At 40.1% G+C, this 16,846-nt stretch carries 17 protein-coding genes; 9 read left to right on the top strand and 8 right to left on the bottom strand.

The features are described from left to right. Positions 1-107 precede the first annotated feature (107 nt). Entirely contained in the window at positions 108-1,265 is a 1,158-nt protein-coding gene (gcvT, locus tag HEQ36_RS03320) for a glycine cleavage system aminomethyltransferase GcvT (protein WP_205748657.1), read from the top strand. 81 nt (positions 1,266-1,346) lie between these two features. Then, the gene (gene gcvH, locus HEQ36_RS03315; RefSeq protein WP_053538231.1) at positions 1,347-1,739 is read left to right on the top strand and encodes a glycine cleavage system protein GcvH; all 393 of its coding nucleotides are present in this window, start codon (positions 1,347-1,349) and stop codon (positions 1,737-1,739) included. A 51-nt stretch (positions 1,740-1,790) separates the two neighbouring features. Here the strand turns inward: gcvH and HEQ36_RS03310 are convergent, their stop codons facing one another. The 4 genes from HEQ36_RS03310 to HEQ36_RS03295 all read right to left on the bottom strand — a co-directional run bounded on the left by HEQ36_RS03310 (position 1,791) and on the right by HEQ36_RS03295 (position 5,407). After that, positions 1,791-2,618, bottom strand: coding sequence for a class I SAM-dependent methyltransferase (locus HEQ36_RS03310; protein WP_053538232.1), 828 nt, complete (start codon positions 2,616-2,618; stop codon positions 1,791-1,793). 9 nt (positions 2,619-2,627) lie between these two features. Next, entirely contained in the window at positions 2,628-3,764 is a 1,137-nt protein-coding gene (locus HEQ36_RS03305) for a beta-ketoacyl-ACP synthase (RefSeq protein ID WP_168637228.1), read from the bottom strand. Positions 3,765-3,896: 132 nt separating this feature from the next. Next, the gene (locus HEQ36_RS03300; RefSeq protein WP_053538234.1) at positions 3,897-4,679 is read right to left on the bottom strand and encodes a peptidylprolyl isomerase; all 783 of its coding nucleotides are present in this window, start codon (positions 4,677-4,679) and stop codon (positions 3,897-3,899) included. A gap of 158 nt (positions 4,680-4,837) precedes the next feature. Continuing rightward, positions 4,838-5,407 (bottom strand): photosystem I assembly protein Ycf4, encoded by a 570-nt coding sequence (locus tag HEQ36_RS03295; protein WP_027402431.1) that lies wholly within the window; start codon positions 5,405-5,407, stop codon positions 4,838-4,840. 624 nt (positions 5,408-6,031) lie between these two features. Between HEQ36_RS03295 and psbD the strand changes: the two genes are divergently transcribed. The 4 genes from psbD (at position 6,032) to HEQ36_RS03275 (ending at position 10,447) form a co-directional block, all read left to right on the top strand. Then, a complete protein-coding gene (gene psbD, locus HEQ36_RS03290; protein WP_015080309.1) occupies positions 6,032-7,087 on the top strand; it encodes a photosystem II D2 protein (photosystem q(a) protein) in 1,056 nt (351 codons plus the stop codon). Continuing rightward, positions 7,071-8,453 (top strand): photosystem II reaction center protein CP43, encoded by a 1,383-nt coding sequence (gene psbC, locus HEQ36_RS03285; protein ID WP_168637227.1) that lies wholly within the window; start codon positions 7,071-7,073, stop codon positions 8,451-8,453. Before psbD ends, psbC begins: the two co-directional genes overlap by 17 nt. Positions 8,454-8,666: 213 nt before the next feature. Continuing rightward, positions 8,667-9,647, top strand: coding sequence for a hypothetical protein (locus HEQ36_RS03280; protein WP_053538236.1), 981 nt, complete (start codon positions 8,667-8,669; stop codon positions 9,645-9,647). Positions 9,648-9,823: 176 nt separating this feature from the next. Next, positions 9,824-10,447: a Uma2 family endonuclease gene (locus tag HEQ36_RS03275; protein ID WP_053538237.1), complete on the top strand. Its 624-nt coding sequence runs from the start codon at positions 9,824-9,826 to the stop codon at positions 10,445-10,447. Positions 10,448-10,457: 10 nt separating this feature from the next. Here HEQ36_RS03275 and HEQ36_RS03270 read toward each other — a convergent pair whose 3' ends face one another. Beyond that, positions 10,458-11,291, bottom strand: a complete 834-nt coding sequence (locus HEQ36_RS03270) for an SWIM zinc finger family protein (protein ID WP_053541192.1) — start codon at positions 11,289-11,291, stop codon at positions 10,458-10,460. A 461-nt stretch (positions 11,292-11,752) separates the two neighbouring features. Here HEQ36_RS03270 and HEQ36_RS03265 point away from each other — a divergent pair, with 461 nt between their 5' ends. Continuing rightward, positions 11,753-11,902: a hypothetical protein gene (locus tag HEQ36_RS03265; protein ID WP_027402426.1), complete on the top strand. Its 150-nt coding sequence runs from the start codon at positions 11,753-11,755 to the stop codon at positions 11,900-11,902. A gap of 77 nt (positions 11,903-11,979) precedes the next feature. On the opposite strand, the gene HEQ36_RS03260 is transcribed toward HEQ36_RS03265, so the two are convergent. Continuing rightward, positions 11,980-12,660, bottom strand: coding sequence for a tetratricopeptide repeat protein (locus HEQ36_RS03260; protein WP_168637226.1), 681 nt, complete (start codon positions 12,658-12,660; stop codon positions 11,980-11,982). 401 nt (positions 12,661-13,061) lie between these two features. Between HEQ36_RS03260 and HEQ36_RS03255 the strand changes: the two genes are divergently transcribed. Both HEQ36_RS03255 and HEQ36_RS03250 read left to right on the top strand, forming a co-directional pair. Then, positions 13,062-13,388 (top strand): YbjQ family protein, encoded by a 327-nt coding sequence (locus HEQ36_RS03255; protein ID WP_027402424.1) that lies wholly within the window; start codon positions 13,062-13,064, stop codon positions 13,386-13,388. A 331-nt stretch (positions 13,389-13,719) separates the two neighbouring features. Further along, a complete protein-coding gene (locus tag HEQ36_RS03250; protein WP_053538239.1) occupies positions 13,720-14,358 on the top strand; it encodes a hypothetical protein in 639 nt (212 codons plus the stop codon). A gap of 26 nt (positions 14,359-14,384) precedes the next feature. On the opposite strand, the gene HEQ36_RS03245 is transcribed toward HEQ36_RS03250, so the two are convergent. Further along, positions 14,385-14,933 (bottom strand): carbonic anhydrase, encoded by a 549-nt coding sequence (locus HEQ36_RS03245; RefSeq protein ID WP_053538240.1) that lies wholly within the window; start codon positions 14,931-14,933, stop codon positions 14,385-14,387. 201 nt (positions 14,934-15,134) lie between these two features. Continuing rightward, positions 15,135-16,823 (bottom strand): SulP family inorganic anion transporter, encoded by a 1,689-nt coding sequence (locus HEQ36_RS03240; protein ID WP_168637225.1) that lies wholly within the window; start codon positions 16,821-16,823, stop codon positions 15,135-15,137. Between the last annotated feature and the right edge of the window lie 23 nt (positions 16,824-16,846).

Below are 16,846 nucleotides of genomic sequence, written 5' to 3'. Positions count from 1 at the left end.
TGCTAAATTAACAACGATCTCGTAGGATAGATAAATGTTGAGATGCGATCGCACGTAAACGTCAATATAAATAACTACCTGTGGCTAATCAAGAAAATATTACCTCGTTGCCAGTTGCTCATGGGGAAACCCCCCAAAATTTCCCTGCTTCCCAATCTCTGACACGAACCCCTTTATATCAAATGAGTGTAGAACTCAAAGCCAGATTTACCAGCTTTGGGGGCTGGGAAATGCCCATACAATATAGCAGTATCACCCAAGAACACCATGCCGTTAGGAATACCGCTGGAATGTTCGATATTTCTCACATGGGCAAATTTACCCTCCAAGGTAAAAACCTGATTTCCCAACTGGAGTATTTAGTTCCCTCCGATTTAAGTCGGTTACAACCTGGACAAGCACAATATACCGTATTGCTTAACCCCCAAGGCGGAATCATTGACGACATCATTATTTATTACCAAGATATAGACAGCACTGGTACGCAAAATTTAGTCATCATCGTCAACGCCTCAACTACCGACAAAGACAAAAAATGGCTATTGGCACATCTTGATCTTGATGTAGTCCAATTTCAAGACCTATCACGGGATAAAATCTTAATTGCCGTTCAAGGACCAACAGCAACTCATCATCTGCAATCCCTAGTCACAACAGACTTATCACCCATTAAGGCTTTTGGGCATTTAGAAACGACCATTTTTGGCAAACACGCATTCCTCGCCCGCACAGGTTACACTGGCGAAGATGGTTTTGAAGTGATGGTGGATGCCTCCGTTGGGATAGATTTGTGGCAAAGTTTATATAATGCTGGTGTTATTCCCTGCGGACTTGGTTGTAGAGATACCCTTCGCTTAGAAGCTGCAATGGCACTTTATGGGCAAGATATTGACGATACCACCACACCGCTAGAAGCTGGCTTAGGTTGGTTGGTACATTTAGATACCAAAAGTGATTTTATTGGCAGAGAGGTTTTAATCCAGCAGCAAGCCCAAGGAATATCTCGTAAACTGGTCGGTTTGCAAACACAAGGACGCAATATTCCTCGTCATGGCTACCCCGTATTATCATCTAAACAAGTCGTAGGAGAAGTGACAAGTGGTACTATCTCCCTGACACTCGGTTATCCCATAGCCTTAGCTTACGTTCCCACCCAATTAGCAAAGCTTAAGCAGCAGCTAGATGTGGAAATTCGCGGTAAAGCTTACCCTGCGGTGGTTGTGAAACGCCCATTTTATCGCTCAAAGAATCGTGTTATTAACTGATAATCTTTGAGGTTTTTGAGGAATAATGTCTTTTAGGTTACTCTTGTAACACTATTTTTTTAACGTGGAAGAGAAAGTGATATGTCTTTAGAATATCCCCAGGATTTTCGCTACTTAGATTCCCATGAATATGTTCGTTTAGATGGAGAAATTGCCACTATTGGTATTACTGCGTTTGCTATAGAACAATTAGGTGATATTGTCTTTTTGGAACTGCCAGATATTGGTGATGTTATTACCAAGGGAGAGACATTTGGTTCTATTGAATCCGTGAAGGCTGTTGAAGACTTGAATTCACCTGTTACTGGTACAGTTGTAGAACGCAATGAAGCTTTAATAAATGATCCAGAACAAGTAACTGAAGATCCTTACGGTGAGGGTTGGTTCTTAAAAGTTCGTATCAATGACCCTGATGAAGTGAATGAGGATACATTAACAGCAGATGAATATAGTGCTTTGGTAGAGGGTGTGTAAATAAGTTCATTTACACATTCCCGAAAATGAAAAGAAAGGCTATCAATTAAACTATATCTCAGCTTTTTTGGCAACTTGAAAGGCTGAGATATAGGCGATTTGTATATTTCCTCCATAGTTATTTTCAATCTTTCTTCGTAATTCTGTAAATAAACAATTTCTAGTTTCTATATCTAGTTTTAAGTATGGAGTGTAAGTGCTTAAAAGTAATATAAAGTCATCCATACAATAATTAGCCTTACAGACAACTTGTTCGGAAACTAAATTTTTGAATTTACCTGAGTCAATAGCTTTTTGTCCTAAAGACTGTACTATCTCTTTTTGAGTTTCTATATCTTCATATCTATCCAAGGTTGGAGCATATTTTTGATAAATTTCTCGGAAACTTTGATATATTTCATATTCTGGTTGTGGTATCATATTCCACAGCAAAATTAAAGACCCATCATTCTGTAAAGCTTGATTAATCTTGAGATTACCAAATTCAGGATTAATCCAATGGTAAGAAGTTGCTGCTAAAACAGCATCAAATTTTCCAGGTTCTAGTTCCCATTCTTCAAAGGTTGTCTGATGTATTTCTACCTGTGGATACATTTCACAGTTTTTTCTTGCTAAATTACAAGCTGCTAAATTTGGTTCTAGACAGATCATAGAAAAACCTAATTGAGCAAATGCTAAAGTTGCATTTCCTGGTCCACAACCTAATTCTAGAATATTAGCTTTGCTGGAAAGTTGGGCTGCTTGTACAGCACCATTAATAATTTCTTGTGGATAGCGAGGTCTGAATTTATTATAAGTTTCTGCTACATGAGAATACCAGTTTTTTCTGGTTTCTAAGTCTTGAGAATATAAGTTTTTAAGTATTTCTAGTTCTTTCATGATTGATCCTTAATTCCCTAAAGCTATCACAGCATTTTGTCCACCAAAACCAAAGCTAAAACATAGGACTTGCTGAATTTTACTTTCTTGTGCTGAAGGGATGAAGTTTAAATTAAATTCTGGTTGCTGAAGTCCTACGCAGGGGGGCAAAATTTGCTGTTGCAATGCCATGAGTGAAAAGGCTACACCTAAAGCTCCTGATGCTCCTAATGTATGACCTGTGCTACCTTTGGTGGAACTAATCGCTAATTTTGGTGAAAATAAGTGTTGAATAATTTTACTTTCTATCCGGTCATTTAACTGGGTGGCTGTACCATGAGTGTGAATATAGTCTATGTCTGTGAGTGAAATATGACTACGTTCTAAACATTGCTTAATGGCTATGATGGCACTTTTACCTAATGGTTCTGGTGAGTTTCCATGATATGCGTCTGCTGTCAAGCCAAAACCTAATATTTCTCCATAAATTTTAGCTTGTCGTTGGGCTGCTAACTCCGCAGATTCAAGAATCAAAATAGCACCACCTTCACCTAGTACCAAGCCTTCTCGCTGTAAGTCAAAGGGATAAGCACCTGTTTTGGCTAAAGCCCCCATTTGCCTAAATCCGGCAATTGTTAGGGGGGTTATGGGTGCTTCTATTGCCCCTGTAATTACTCGTTGGTATTGCCCGGTTTTAATTAACATTGTAGCCTGAGCGATCGCCCAAATTCCCGTTGCACAAGCAGCCATTGGTGCTAAAACTGCTGCTGTTGAGCCTATTTTTTGGGCTATAGCGATCGCATTCATTTGCGGTAGAGTATTTAACCAATTGTCTAAGTTTGATTCTGCCTCTTCCTGATACATCTGTCGTGCCATGATCTCCCAAGATGCTTGATAACCCCGACTAGAACCAATTACTACAGCACAATCAAACAAAGGTGCTACCAATTCGGCATCTTGTAGGGCTGAATTAACAACTATTTCTGCGAGTGTATTTAATAAAGAGGGTTTTTCAGCAATTAATCCCAGGGGAAATATTCCCAATTCTGGAAATATTTGATGTAATTTAATCCCCGTTTTTCCTAATAATAAATTTTGCCAACTATCTTCTAAGCTTTTACCTAAAGCAGAAACTAAACCAATCCCAGTAACAACAACTTTAACCAATTTTAGATTTTATATAATAACTGAGGAGTCAGGAGGTAGGGGCGCAGGGCCTGCGCCCTTTCTCAGGAGTCAGAAGTCAGAAGTCAGAATACTTATAAAATCACAAATCAACAACTGACAACTGACCACTAACTACTGAGGAATTTTCAGATTTTCTGCACCTTTCGTGACTTTAGCAGACTCAATGCGATCGCCTTGCTGGATTTTGTTAACTACCTCAAAACCTTTAGTAACATTACCAAACACGGCATAGTTACCATCCAAGAACGATAAATCTGCTAAAGCAAAGTAAAATTGAGAAGAAGCAGAATCCGGGGATTGTGATCTAGCCATAGCGATCGCTCCTTGCTTGTGCTGTAACACAGGCTTCTCAGTAATAGTCTTACTGTAAATAGGATCTTTTGCGCCTTTTGGTTTAATTTCTAACGGTATCCGACGCTCATTTCCAGTTTGAGGATCAATATAACCACCGGTTCCCAATCTACTTTCGGGAAATTTGGGGTCTTTACCTTGTGGATCTCCACCTTGAACTACAAAAGGCTGAGGTTCGCGCACAACACGATGGAATACTAAACCGTCATAAACACCTTTTTGTACCAAATCCACAAAATTACCGCCAGTAATTGGTGCATTTGTCCCATCTATTTCAATCTCAATTTGTGTGGGATTAACTACTTCTCCACGCTTCACCGTCATCACCACCGTAGCCTTACCTTCAAGACGTGGTAAACCTTTGATTCCAGGAACACTCTCGCTAATAGTTTCTGATACTGTTTTTGCACTAGTAGTCGTGTCTGAGGTAGCTGTTGCAGTTGGGGATGCACTAGACGATGTTGTATTACTCGCACATCCTCCCAAAGTTAAAGCGCCAATCATCAATAGAACTACAAAAAATTGTGGAAATTTAAACCGCATTGTTAGTGACTGCATTAATCAAAATATCTTAATTTGTTCTTGCCCATTCCTGAAGTTTGGATTTTAAATTGTGAAAATAACTTGACCTCAGATCCCCGACTTCTCTAAGAAGTCGGGGATCTGATTCTTATTGTTCACCAATCCAAAATCCAAAATTCCTAGAGTCCTTCTAAAGATACTCCTAAAAAACGAGCTAATTCCGCACCTTGGGTTTCCAAATCTGCCAAAGATAAGGGTTGACCTACTCGTGTAAGGGGAATATCCCGTCTACCTTTAACCCGAAGATATAAAGCGCGTTGAGGATTCAGACCTTCCTTAATCAAAATCTTGACAGATTGTACATCTGAAATCCTGCCGTCAATTTGGATTTGACGATTTTTTCCGGGAAACCCCCAACGAAAGATTTTTAATGTCCCCGTTTCCCGATTGAACTCATTATAACCACCACCTAAATCCCATAGAACTACAAGCCACAGATATGTAGCTAATAGCAAGCCAGCAGCACCATATAGTCCCATCACCAATCCTTGAGGGACAAATATTAGTTGTGTTGCATCAGTAACTATGAGTAAATTAACTTTGAGATAACTAGAAATACTAGCTAAGAAAAAACCACTGGCTCCCATAGTCACAATACTTGCCCACCAGTAGTTACTAAACCGACGTGAACCAAGAACCTTTTGAGAGAGGATGTTCTCGCTTTTATTAATTGTTGTTGATACGGTCATTAAACTACCTTGGACTATCTTTCTCAAGTCTGCCACTGAAGCAGTCTGGATTGCAAGTTATCGAAGAGATGACAATGAATTTTATCCTCAACTTGCAGGATTTCAGGGCGCAGGCCATTCAGAGAATTTAGGGCGCAGGCCATTCAGAGAATTTAGGGCGCAGGCCATTCAGAGAATTTAGGGCGCAGGCCATTCAGAGAATTTAGGGCGCAGGCCATTCAGAGAATTTAGGGCGCAGGCCATTCAGAGAATTTAGGGCGCAGGCCCTGCGCCCCTACGAAGATTTATGAGAAAATCTGTGTCAAATTGTTAAAATTCTGATATTGATAGAAAATATTTAACTTCCTGTTCTATATCCAGCCCAAATTCTGACTAATGTGATAAGTTAAGAATCATTACGTTACCAAAACCTAGATTGCTGGTTAACGGTAGCCGATCATGTCATAATTTATGAGAAATGATCACTTTGTCAAGCAATCAGTTCTCACAATCTTAGCGTCTGTAAAGCTGCTAGGATTGAAAAAAAACGTTGAATTCCTCACGGCAGATGATATAAATCAGTAAACTTGCTGAAACACTGCTTAAAAAACGTTGAAATTTTAGTAAAAACGAGGATTTTAGTAAATGACCATCGCAGTTGGACGCGCCCCCAGTAGAGGGTGGTTTGACGTATTAGACGACTGGCTAAAGCGCGATCGCTTTGTATTCGTAGGTTGGTCAGGAATATTACTATTCCCCTGTGCCTTCCTCGCATTAGGCGGTTGGCTAACCGGTACAACCTTCGTCACCTCCTGGTACACCCACGGACTAGCATCTTCTTACTTAGAAGGAGCTAACTTTTTAACAGTAGCAGTATCCACACCAGCAAACAGCATGGGACATTCCCTGTTGTTCCTGTGGGGTCCTGAAGCTCAAGGTGACTTCACCCGTTGGATTCAACTCGGTGGTTTGTGGCCTTTCGTCGCCCTACATGGCGCATTCGGTTTGATTGGCTTCATGTTACGCCAATTTGAAGTAGCCCGTCTCGTCGGTCTTCGTCCTTATAACGCCCTTGCTTTCTCCGGTCCTATCGCCGTATTCGTCAGCGTGTTCCTGATGTATCCTTTAGGACAATCTAGCTGGTTCTTTGCACCTAGCTTTGGAGTAGCCGCAATTTTCCGTTTCCTCCTATTCCTACAAGGTTTCCACAACTGGACACTCAACCCCTTCCACATGATGGGTGTAGCGGGAATCTTAGGTGGAGCTTTACTTTGTGCCATTCACGGTGCCACAGTAGAAAACACCCTATTTGAAGACGGCGAAGGTTCAAACACTTTCCGCGCCTTCAACCCTACCCAAGCTGAAGAAACCTACTCCATGGTGACAGCAAACCGTTTCTGGTCACAGATTTTCGGAGTTGCTTTCTCCAACAAACGTTGGTTACACTTCTTCATGTTGTTTGTCCCTGTGACAGGCTTGTGGATGAGTTCCATTGGGATCGTTGGTTTAGCATTAAACCTCCGGGCTTATGACTTCGTTTCCCAAGAATTACGGGCAGCAGAAGACCCAGAGTTTGAAACTTTCTATACCAAAAACATTTTACTAAACGAGGGTATCCGCGCTTGGATGGCTCCTCAAGATCAACCCCACGAACAGTTCGTATTCCCAGAGGAGGTACTTCCACGTGGTAACGCTCTCTAATAGAGTTATTAGTGGTGGACGCGACCAAGAATCAAGCGGCTTCGCTTGGTGGTCCGGCAACGCCCGTTTAATCAATTTGTCTGGTAAACTACTTGGCGCACACGTTGCCCATGCTGGTTTAATCGTCTTCTGGGCTGGAGCAATGACTTTGTTTGAAGTCTCTCACTTCGTCCCAGAGAAGCCTATGTATGAACAAGGCTTGATTCTGCTTCCTCACCTCGCCACACTGGGTTGGGGCGTTGGTCCAGGTGGTGAAGTTTTTGATACATTCCCCTACTTCGTTGTCGGTGTACTTCACCTGATTTCCTCCGCAGTTCTAGGCTTTGGCGGTATTTATCATGCCGTTCGTGGTCCTGAAACCTTAGAAGAATATTCTGCCTTCTTTGGTTATGACTGGAAAGACAAGAACAAGATGACCAACATCATCGGCTTCCACCTGATCATCCTGGGATGCGGTGCGTTGTTATTGGTGCTGAAGGCTATGTTCTTCGGTGGAGTTTATGATACATGGGCCCCAGGTGGTGGTGATGTGCGTGTGATTACTAATCCCACACTCAACCCTGCAATCATCTTCGGTTATCTAATCAAAGCTCCCTTCGGTGGCGAAGGCTGGATTATTAGCGTTGATAACATGGAAGATGTTATCGGTGGTCACATTTGGATTGGTTTAACTTGTATTGCCGGTGGTATTTGGCACATCTTCACCAAGCCTTTTGCTTGGTCACGTCGTGCCTCCATTTGGTCTGGTGAAGCTTATCTATCCTATAGCTTAGGTGCGCTCTCCTTAATGGGGTTCATCGCTTGCGTTATGGTGTGGTTTAACAACACCGTTTACCCTAGCGAATTTTACGGTCCTACTGGTCCTGAAGCTTCTCAAGCTCAAGCTTTAACCTTCTTGATTCGTGACCAACGTTTGGGTGCTAACGTCGGTTCTGCCCAAGGTCCTACCGGTCTAGGTAAATACTTGATGCGCTCTCCTACTGGTGAAATCATCTTCGGTGGTGAAACCATGCGCTTCTGGGATTTTCGTGGTCCTTGGTTAGAGCCTCTTCGTGGACCTAACGGTCTTGATTTGGAAAAAATCAAGAATGATATTCAGCCTTGGCAAGCTCGTCGCGCCGCTGAATACATGACCCACGCGCCTTTGGGTTCTTTGAACTCTGTGGGTGGTGTGGCTACGGAAATTAACTCCTTCAACTATGTGTCTCCTCGTGCTTGGTTGGCGACTTCACACTTCGTTTTAGGATTCTTCTTCCTCATTGGTCACTTATGGCACGCAGGTCGCGCCCGGGCTGCTGCTGGTGGTTTTGAGAAGGGTATTAACCGTGAAACAGAACCAGCAATGTTTATGCCTGACCTTGACTAGGTTTTTCTAGGCTTAATTACTGACAATATAATGCTTTTGATAGCTCTTGCCTAACCGCAAGGGCTTTTTTTGTATTTTTCTGTGTAAGTTCACACATTAAGCTTTGTTAAGCAAGAGTAAAAATTTAAAATAAATTTTGCACAGGTACTTACAATAATTAAACATTGCTGCTAATATACAATGTAACAAATAAATCTTACTAAGGGTCAAGTAATGAATAAGCTAAAGTTCAGCACTTCTGTATTGACAGTTGCTGCTGGTTTGGTAATGGGGACATCAATAAATCAAGTTGTTATTGCTGAGGAAGTTGTTGCAGAACCAATTACTCAGCCAGTAGTTACAAATGAAGTTATTGCCACATCAATCACTCCTGAAAAAACTGAAACTCATCCTCAACCAGGAACTTTCAGTTATAGTGCTGGTGATTTACTGGCAAAAAGACCACTGGATTTAGATATATTTTGCAAAAGTTATCCTTTAAATTCTCGCTGTACTGAGCGTTCTACTCCATCAAAACCACAGCCAGAAGAATCTAAACCTACCGAAGAAGCAAGCCAAACTCCTGTAAAAACTAGCGGTTGGGCAATTACACCTGAAATTAGTACATTAGGTGTTGGTGCAACAGTCACTAAGTCCATAACACCTAATGTCAATGCTAAATTAGGCATTAATGGCTTAGGTATAAGTAGAGATGTTAGCTTGTCCGATGTTGATTATAAGGCTAACCTCAACCTATTTAATGTGTCTACCTTAATTGACTACCTACCTTGGAAAAATGGTGGTTTTCATTTGACCGGAGGTTTGGTATTTCAAGATAATAATTTGGAAGGAACTGGGAAACCCAAGAATGGTGTGACCATTAGGATCAATGACAAAGACTATAACAGCACAACTGTGCTTACATCATTGAACTCTAAAGTTTCCTTTCCCAATAGTGTCGCACCATATATTGGACTGGGTTGGGGTAATGCTGTGAAGCCTGGTAAACATTGGGGATTCTCCACAAATTTAGGTGTAATGTTTGCTGGCTCCCCAAAGGTATCATTAACACCTGGGTTTGGTCCAGATGCAACGCCTGCTTTACAACAGGAAATTAATACTAACATCGAAGCAGAAAGGAAAAAACAAGAAAGCGATCTGAATTGGTTAAGTGTTTATCCTGTTTTTTCTCTTGGTATTTCTTACCAATTCTAGTTGACAATTTAGGGTGTGTCAGATGTTGAAAATATGTTTATTGTTACTGAGTTATCAACCTTGACGCACCCTAAAAGAGATGTTTAGTATCACATTTGCATAAATTCTACTTTTAATTTTCCTCTATACCAGTTGCTATAATTAAATTAACTTGTATTTTATTCTTAGATATACAAATGACCATCACCAAATATCGCGCTGATAGAGTCATACTTCATAACATCAGTTGGCAACAGTTTGAAAGTCTTCTCCAAGATTTGGGAGAAAATCGGGCTGCTAGGGTGGCTTATGATGATGGAAATTTGGAAATTATGACCCCTTTACCAGAACACGAACAATATAAAGAAGTAATTAGTGATGCAGTTAAAGATATCGCTGAAGAGTTGGATTTAGACTATGAAAGTTTAGGTTCAACTACCTGGAAAAAAGAACGCAAAATGGCAGGAATAGAGGCAGATAATTGCTTTTATTTTCAAAATGAACCATTAGTTAGAGGTAGATTAGATTTAGATTTGCAAAAAGATCCACCTCCTGACTTAGCTTTAGAAATTGATGTTACGAGTAAGTCTTTAGACCGTTTTCCTATTTATGCTCGTTTGGGAGTTTCTGAAATTTGGTGTTATGATTCTGGTGAGTTGAAAATCTATCTTTTGCAAGCTGGGGAATATCTAGAATCCGAGAAAAGTTCAGTATTTCCTAGTTTAGAAATTCGGGATTTACCAAAAATAATTGAACAAAATCGGGCAAATGGTAGACGGTCAATTAGGAAGGCTGTTAGGGAATGGGTACATCAGAAATAATTAAAAATATTCATCTCCCTACATTCATCGCTGCTAAAAAAGCTTTTTGACTGACATCTTGATAAAGGGATTTTAAATATTTCATCACCAATTCACCAGCAGGTAAATTAGTTGGATTTTCTTCATCTTTTGCTAAAGGAATTGTCCCTAATGTATCTAATACTGTTTCACTAACCGCAGGTGAAATTACTACTAAAGACGATTCTAACGGCTGATTATATTGCCAAAAATCATCTATTTTAACGGGATATTTATTTCCAGAAACTTCTGGTTGAATTGCCGATGTTTCCTGAATTGTCTCGACATTTTTAGTGCTGCGTAATTGGCGTAAGTCGCTGATAATTTGCTCTTTGGTGCGTCCACGTAGTTGAAATAATACAAAGGGGTCTTCACTAAAGCGATCGCCTAATTGATAATATACTGCACCTATATGTTTACAAGGAACAGCCTTATCAGGACAAGAACATTTACTGTGAACATCAGTAAGAGTAAAGGGAAACAACGATAAACCATTACTGATAAAAACTTCTTCAATATTTTGTGGCATTTCTCCCGCTAATAACTTAGCCGCAAAAATCGCCTTTTGGGACATAGTTTCCACCACATAACCCCATTCTTCATCACTAAAAGCATCAAGAGATAAAGAAACCTTATAAGGTTCTGCTTCACTACCTTGTACTCTCGCTAATACTTTCGCAGCTTTAAATTTAATACTGAGAACATTTCCTTGTCGAGAATAATTTCTTGCCCGTTCTAATCGCTTTTTAAATCGGTAAGAATCTAGTAGATCTAACCATCTTTGTGACCACCATTCCCGACTTGCTTGTAAGGTTTCGTTACTCATAATCTTTGATCTTTTTGTGGTGTCATAATCCAGTTCCCTCCCCGATGCTTTGGGGAGGGTTAGGGTGGGGTAAAAAATATTTGATACATCAACCATAACTTTTCAAACACCCTCTTAGCCATACTCCTGAATGGGCGCAAGCCCTGCGCCCCTGCCTCTTGCCTTGCTATAACGACAATTTTCAGTATAGATAAGATATATGAAGAATATGGGCAAATAGATAATCACAGTATTAAAGTACAAATGTCACCGATTATAAAGATTGAAAAAAAGGGGTTCTTTTTAGGAACTACGGTCAGAAACGGTAAGTTCTACCGAGATTGCCTGTGGAGCGGGCAAACAAGATTGGAAGTCATTCTAAGACCGCGATGAAGCAGGAAATAAACACTAAGATTATCGCTGTCCAGATGTGTCTAGACTTTGGTAATTTTGGGTAAGTTTTATAGAACGGCTATAGTATTATGGCTATCTCCAAAATGTTTGCTGATATGGCTCAGTTTATTTCTGAAGCCTTCATGCGGATTTTCACCCCTGCTAATGATGCCTATCCTGTGATTGGGGTACAGCCCTTTACAGGGAAAATATATAAAAAAGGTAAAGCAGCTTGGTAACACTGAAGATTTTCCTCCATCCTAAAAGTAGGGACATGGTAAAAATTTTGATACCATGTCCCTGTTTTTAATTGATTCTAACCGCCTATTTCTTGCAGCATTGCTTGTATTCTTGCAGCACCTTCCGCGTCATTTCCCTGCTGATATAAATCTAATGCCTTTTTGAAAACTTTGTTTGCTTGTGTCGTTTGTCGTCGTTGTTTAAACATAGAACCAATTAACTCATAGGTGCGGGGATTATTTTTATCCAAATTAATTGCTTGTTCATAAGCCCACATGGCTGATTTATAATCACCTAAGCTAGTTTGAGCAACTCCTAATCCTAAATAAGCGTTGAGATTATTCCGATTTAACTGGATAGCCCGACGGTAAGCTTCTTTTGCGCCTTTGTTATCTTTTGTACTACTTTTCAGATAACCAACAGCATAGTAAAAATCACTATTATTAGGATTAATGGCAATAGCTCGACGATAAGCATCTAAAGCGGAGGTGAAATTGCCTTGTTGAGTATATAAGTAGCCAATCCCAGCATAAATTCTTTCATTTTTGGGATCTAATTTTGCGGCTTTTTGATAAATAGCGATCGCTCCATTATAATCTTTAGAATCTACCAGTCTTTTCCCCTCATCTATCAAGTTTTTCAACTCTGGATTATTCACCTGTGTCAGTAGGACATCAGCTTTTGCTACTACAGGTGTGCTAGTAAATAAACATCCTAATAATAAGGCACTTAACAGGACTGATGTTTTTTTGTACATAGTAAATTTTCCTAAATTTTCTTAACCCGTTTTTATTAGTACATTAAAACAAAAATATTGATCTTTGTAATCTGTATTTATTCACATTTATAGAATATTAATAATTTATTAAAATTACTTGACATCTTCATAACTATAGGAATCCGGTTTGATTCCTGAATTTTCCGTTGAGTTAGGGAACAGGGAACAGGGAACAGGGAAGAAGGATTTCAGTATGTACCGAGTTCTGTATGGCTACGCCACGCAAGCTATCAAAAATCAAATAGGAGTCCTATATAACAATAAATTAATCCTTTCGCCAACCAATACTGATAAATTACACAAAATTGCAGGTATAATGGAGTGTGGAACGAGGGTTCCCCCTGAATTTGGCTATAGTCATCTAATTTCTCCATAAATGTATGCTTTTAACTACTACTGATGTGATTCAAGGTGCTGTAATTCAATCCTACTTAGGTATTGTTACAGCAGAAGTTGTCTATGGTAGCAATTTTCTCCGGGATTTTTTAGCGAGTATTCGGGATATTGTTGGTGGACGCACTGGCAGCTATGAGCGTCTCTTTGAAGAAGGGCAGCGGAAAGCAATGGAGGAATTAGAACAAAGAGCGCAACGTTTAGGCGCAGATGCTGTTGTCGGTATTGCTGTTGATACTGGGACAATTAATGTTGATCAATCTGGTGTTTTATTAGTAATTACAGCCACAGGAACAGCGGTCAAAATTCGTTAATATTTTGATAATTTTGCCATTTTCAAACATTTCTCATCTAGCCAATTTATAACTAAAGAAAGGGTAAACAACTCTTTCTATTGATAGAGATTGAGAATTATAATTAGCGATTTAATTTTAAATATGGGCATAAAAAAGATTTGATATAGCGGTATGCACTCTTGGTGAGATACAGTCAGCAAATCGTAAAGCCTGTAGGGGTTTTCCCTCACTCGATTGTATTGCACCCTAAAGATAACTGCTATAAGAAAAAATTCAAAACCAAAGATTTTTCAGGAAAAATATCCAAAATATAAGCAACTTTGCCGCAATAGCAAGGGAGAAAATAGCTATGTCATACGTAAATCGAGTCGGTGAGGAAATAAGTCCTTCTGAGTCTTTGATAGCTAGTAGAGTCACTGAATATCGGGACAGAGTGCGCTGGGGGCCAATAGTTTCCGGTGTGTTAGTGGCTTTAGCAACTCAATTAATATTGAGTTCATTTTTTAGCGCCCTTGGTGCAGGGAGAATTGCTGAATCCTTAGCACCAAGAACAGTTGCTCCTACTATTATTAGTAATGTCGGAATTTGGTCAACAATTGCATTATTACTATCCCTATTTATTGGTGCTTGGATCACTACCCGTGCTTGTGGACCCATGCACCGAGATACAGCAATACTCAACGGGGCAATTCTTTGGGCAACAACTTTAGCACTTAGCTCTTTTCTATTAGCAAATGGAGTCTGGGGTGCTTTTGGAGTAGTGGCTTATAATGCAGCACAAGTTATTAATCAACTACAGCAACAAGGTAATGTCATAGCACCAAATGCACCGATATTAACTGCTGAACAAACTCGTGATGTTGCTGCTGCTACTTCGAGAACTTTGTGGTTTTATGTTTTTGGTTCTTTATTAGGTTTACTTACTGCTTTAGTAGGAGCAGTTGCCGGCGCACGTACCACCTCTAGAACTAATAATTACAATTCTTGATTGAAAGGATTAAAGATGTTCCATTTTTAAAGTTTTGGTAAAATTTGTTGGAATTCTCCTTGATTGAGAGTTGCAAAATACAGTTCAACTTTAAGATCAGGATAGCGATCGCAAATTGATGAATAAGCTTGATTTAAATAATCTGTATGTACTTGCAACTCTCGTTCTGGATCTTTGCTTAAATTAGGGTCAATCATCATTGCATAAGCCCCACAATCCTGATGATCAATGATAATCACTTTGTTGATATGATGGAGTTTATAGGATATGTCTAACTGATCCCAAAATGCTTCAGCGTCAGACTTGTGGGGGAATCCTGTTAAAGCTAATGAAGCACCAGCTAAAGCTGTTAAATCATATTTATCTGTGAGATTTTTATTCCTTAAAAAAGACTGTTCTGCTGTCAAAAACCGGAAGTCAATACAACTCAGAACTAAAGCTTGGGATTGATTGACTGTGGCTTTTGCTGGTGTCGCTGATTGCAGAACAGTAAATCCCACTGCTGCGGGAAGGAAAGATCTAAGAAAATGACGACGACTAGAACAACAAAGACATTGATTGATATTTTTATTCATGTTTTACAAAAGAAGGGAACAGGGAACAGGGAACAGGGAGCAAATAAGAAACACTCATTTGCACCAGTTTAAAGCTCAGTCAAAAAAAGGATGTTTTTAAAAGATGCGTAGCACGAAGAAAACAGTGTCATTATTTCAATCTCATGTTTGTAAACATGAGTTTTTCCTGTTCCCTGTTGCCCGTTCCCTGTTCCCTCTGAATTAGTCATTTAATTCCATTAATTCTTTTGATTTCAAATCAATTGCTCCTGGTTGCGAATATTCTATAATTTGAGGAGAGATAGAATAAATAGCATCTGTGGTTGTTTCAAAACAATTGGACAAACCAATAGTTTTTAATAATCCCGAACGTTCTAGCAGTTGTTTAACTTCCGGTTGTAAACCTGTGAGAATTAAACGACAATTATGGCGTTCTAAGTCGTGGTAAATATCCTCTAAAGCCACTAACCCAGTTGTATCCATATTTGGCACAAACCGCAACCGCAGAATTAAATATTTGACTTCTGGTTCATCTCGAATAAAGGTAGCAAATCTCTCCGCAGCCCCAAAAAATACCGGACCATCTACTCGATAAACAGCAATTTCTTTCCCTAATTCTAGCGAAGTTCCGGGGGGGAATACTTCGGTTTCGGGAATCTTCACTAAACTTAAATCACTCATGCGTTTGATGAACAAAGCGCCGGCAGCAATTAATCCTACCTCGACAGCGAGAACTAAGTCAAATAAGATTGTCACCAACCAAGTCAGAATCATCACCGCAAAGTCGGAATAGGTAGCCCGCATTAACAAGCCAATGGCTTCCCATTCAATCATTCGCACACTAACTACCATCAGGATTCCCGCTAATGCCGCTAGGGGAATCTGTGCCGCTAGGGGTGCTAAAGTTAGCACAATCATGGCTAATGCAGCGCCGTGAATTACTCCAGATAGTCGGGTTTTTCCACCAGAACGGACATTAACAGCAGTTCGCGCAATTGCCCCTGTGGCAGGAATACCAGCAAAAAATGGGACAATGATATTTGCTAACCCTTGACCAATTAATTCGCGATCGCTATTATGTTTCTCACTGACCGTCATACCGTCAGCTACAACCGCTGATAATAAAGATTCAATACTTCCCAATGCGGCTAAAGCCAAAGCTGGATTAATTAGTTCTCGAATTACACTAAAATCATTCCAGTGGGGAATCCCTTGGGGCATGGGTAAAGATTGGGGAATCGCGCCAATTGTGGGAATATTCAAATGGAAATAAGTAGCTATTCCCGTTGCTAACACCAACCCCACTAAAGAACCGGGTATGGTATTATTAATCTTCGGCCACAAAACTGTAGTGACAATTACCACAATTGCCAGTCCCACTGCTGCCCAATTTAAAGCTTCTACATGAGTTAAACTTTGCCAAACTCCCGGCAAAAAATGTTCACTTCGGGGTAGTTTTAAACCAAAGAAATTATTTAATTGACCACAAAAAATAATAACAGCAATCCCATTAGTAAAACCTGCTGTCACTGGGTAGGGAATAAACTTCACTAGCTGTCCGAGTTTGGCTACACCCAAAGCAATTTGGATCATACCAGCCATTACTCCAGCAATCCAAACTTTCTCAATCCCGTATTTAGCAACAATTCCCACCAAAACCACGGCCATTGCCCCCGTTGGTCCGGTAATCTGGACTGGAGAACCGCCAAAAATGGCCGCCACAATTCCCGCAACAATAGCAGTATAGAGTCCCGCTTTTGGTTCGACTCCACTGGCTACAGCAAAAGCTAAAGCCAAAGGTAATGCTACTACTGCTGCTGTTAATCCTCCCGTCAAATCGCCACGGAAACTACTCAACCAACGACCTAGACGCGAAAGCTTTGATTCTTGCAGGGTATCAGAGATTGCCATATTGTTATTTCAACTCTTATACA

It is taken from the genome of Anabaena sp. 54, from assembly GCF_017355725.1.
GTDB classification, from domain to species: Bacteria; Cyanobacteriota; Cyanobacteriia; order Cyanobacteriales; family Nostocaceae; genus Dolichospermum; species Dolichospermum heterosporum.
Note: the sequence above shows the minus strand (reverse complement) of the source record. Positions and strands in the feature narration are given on the sequence as shown.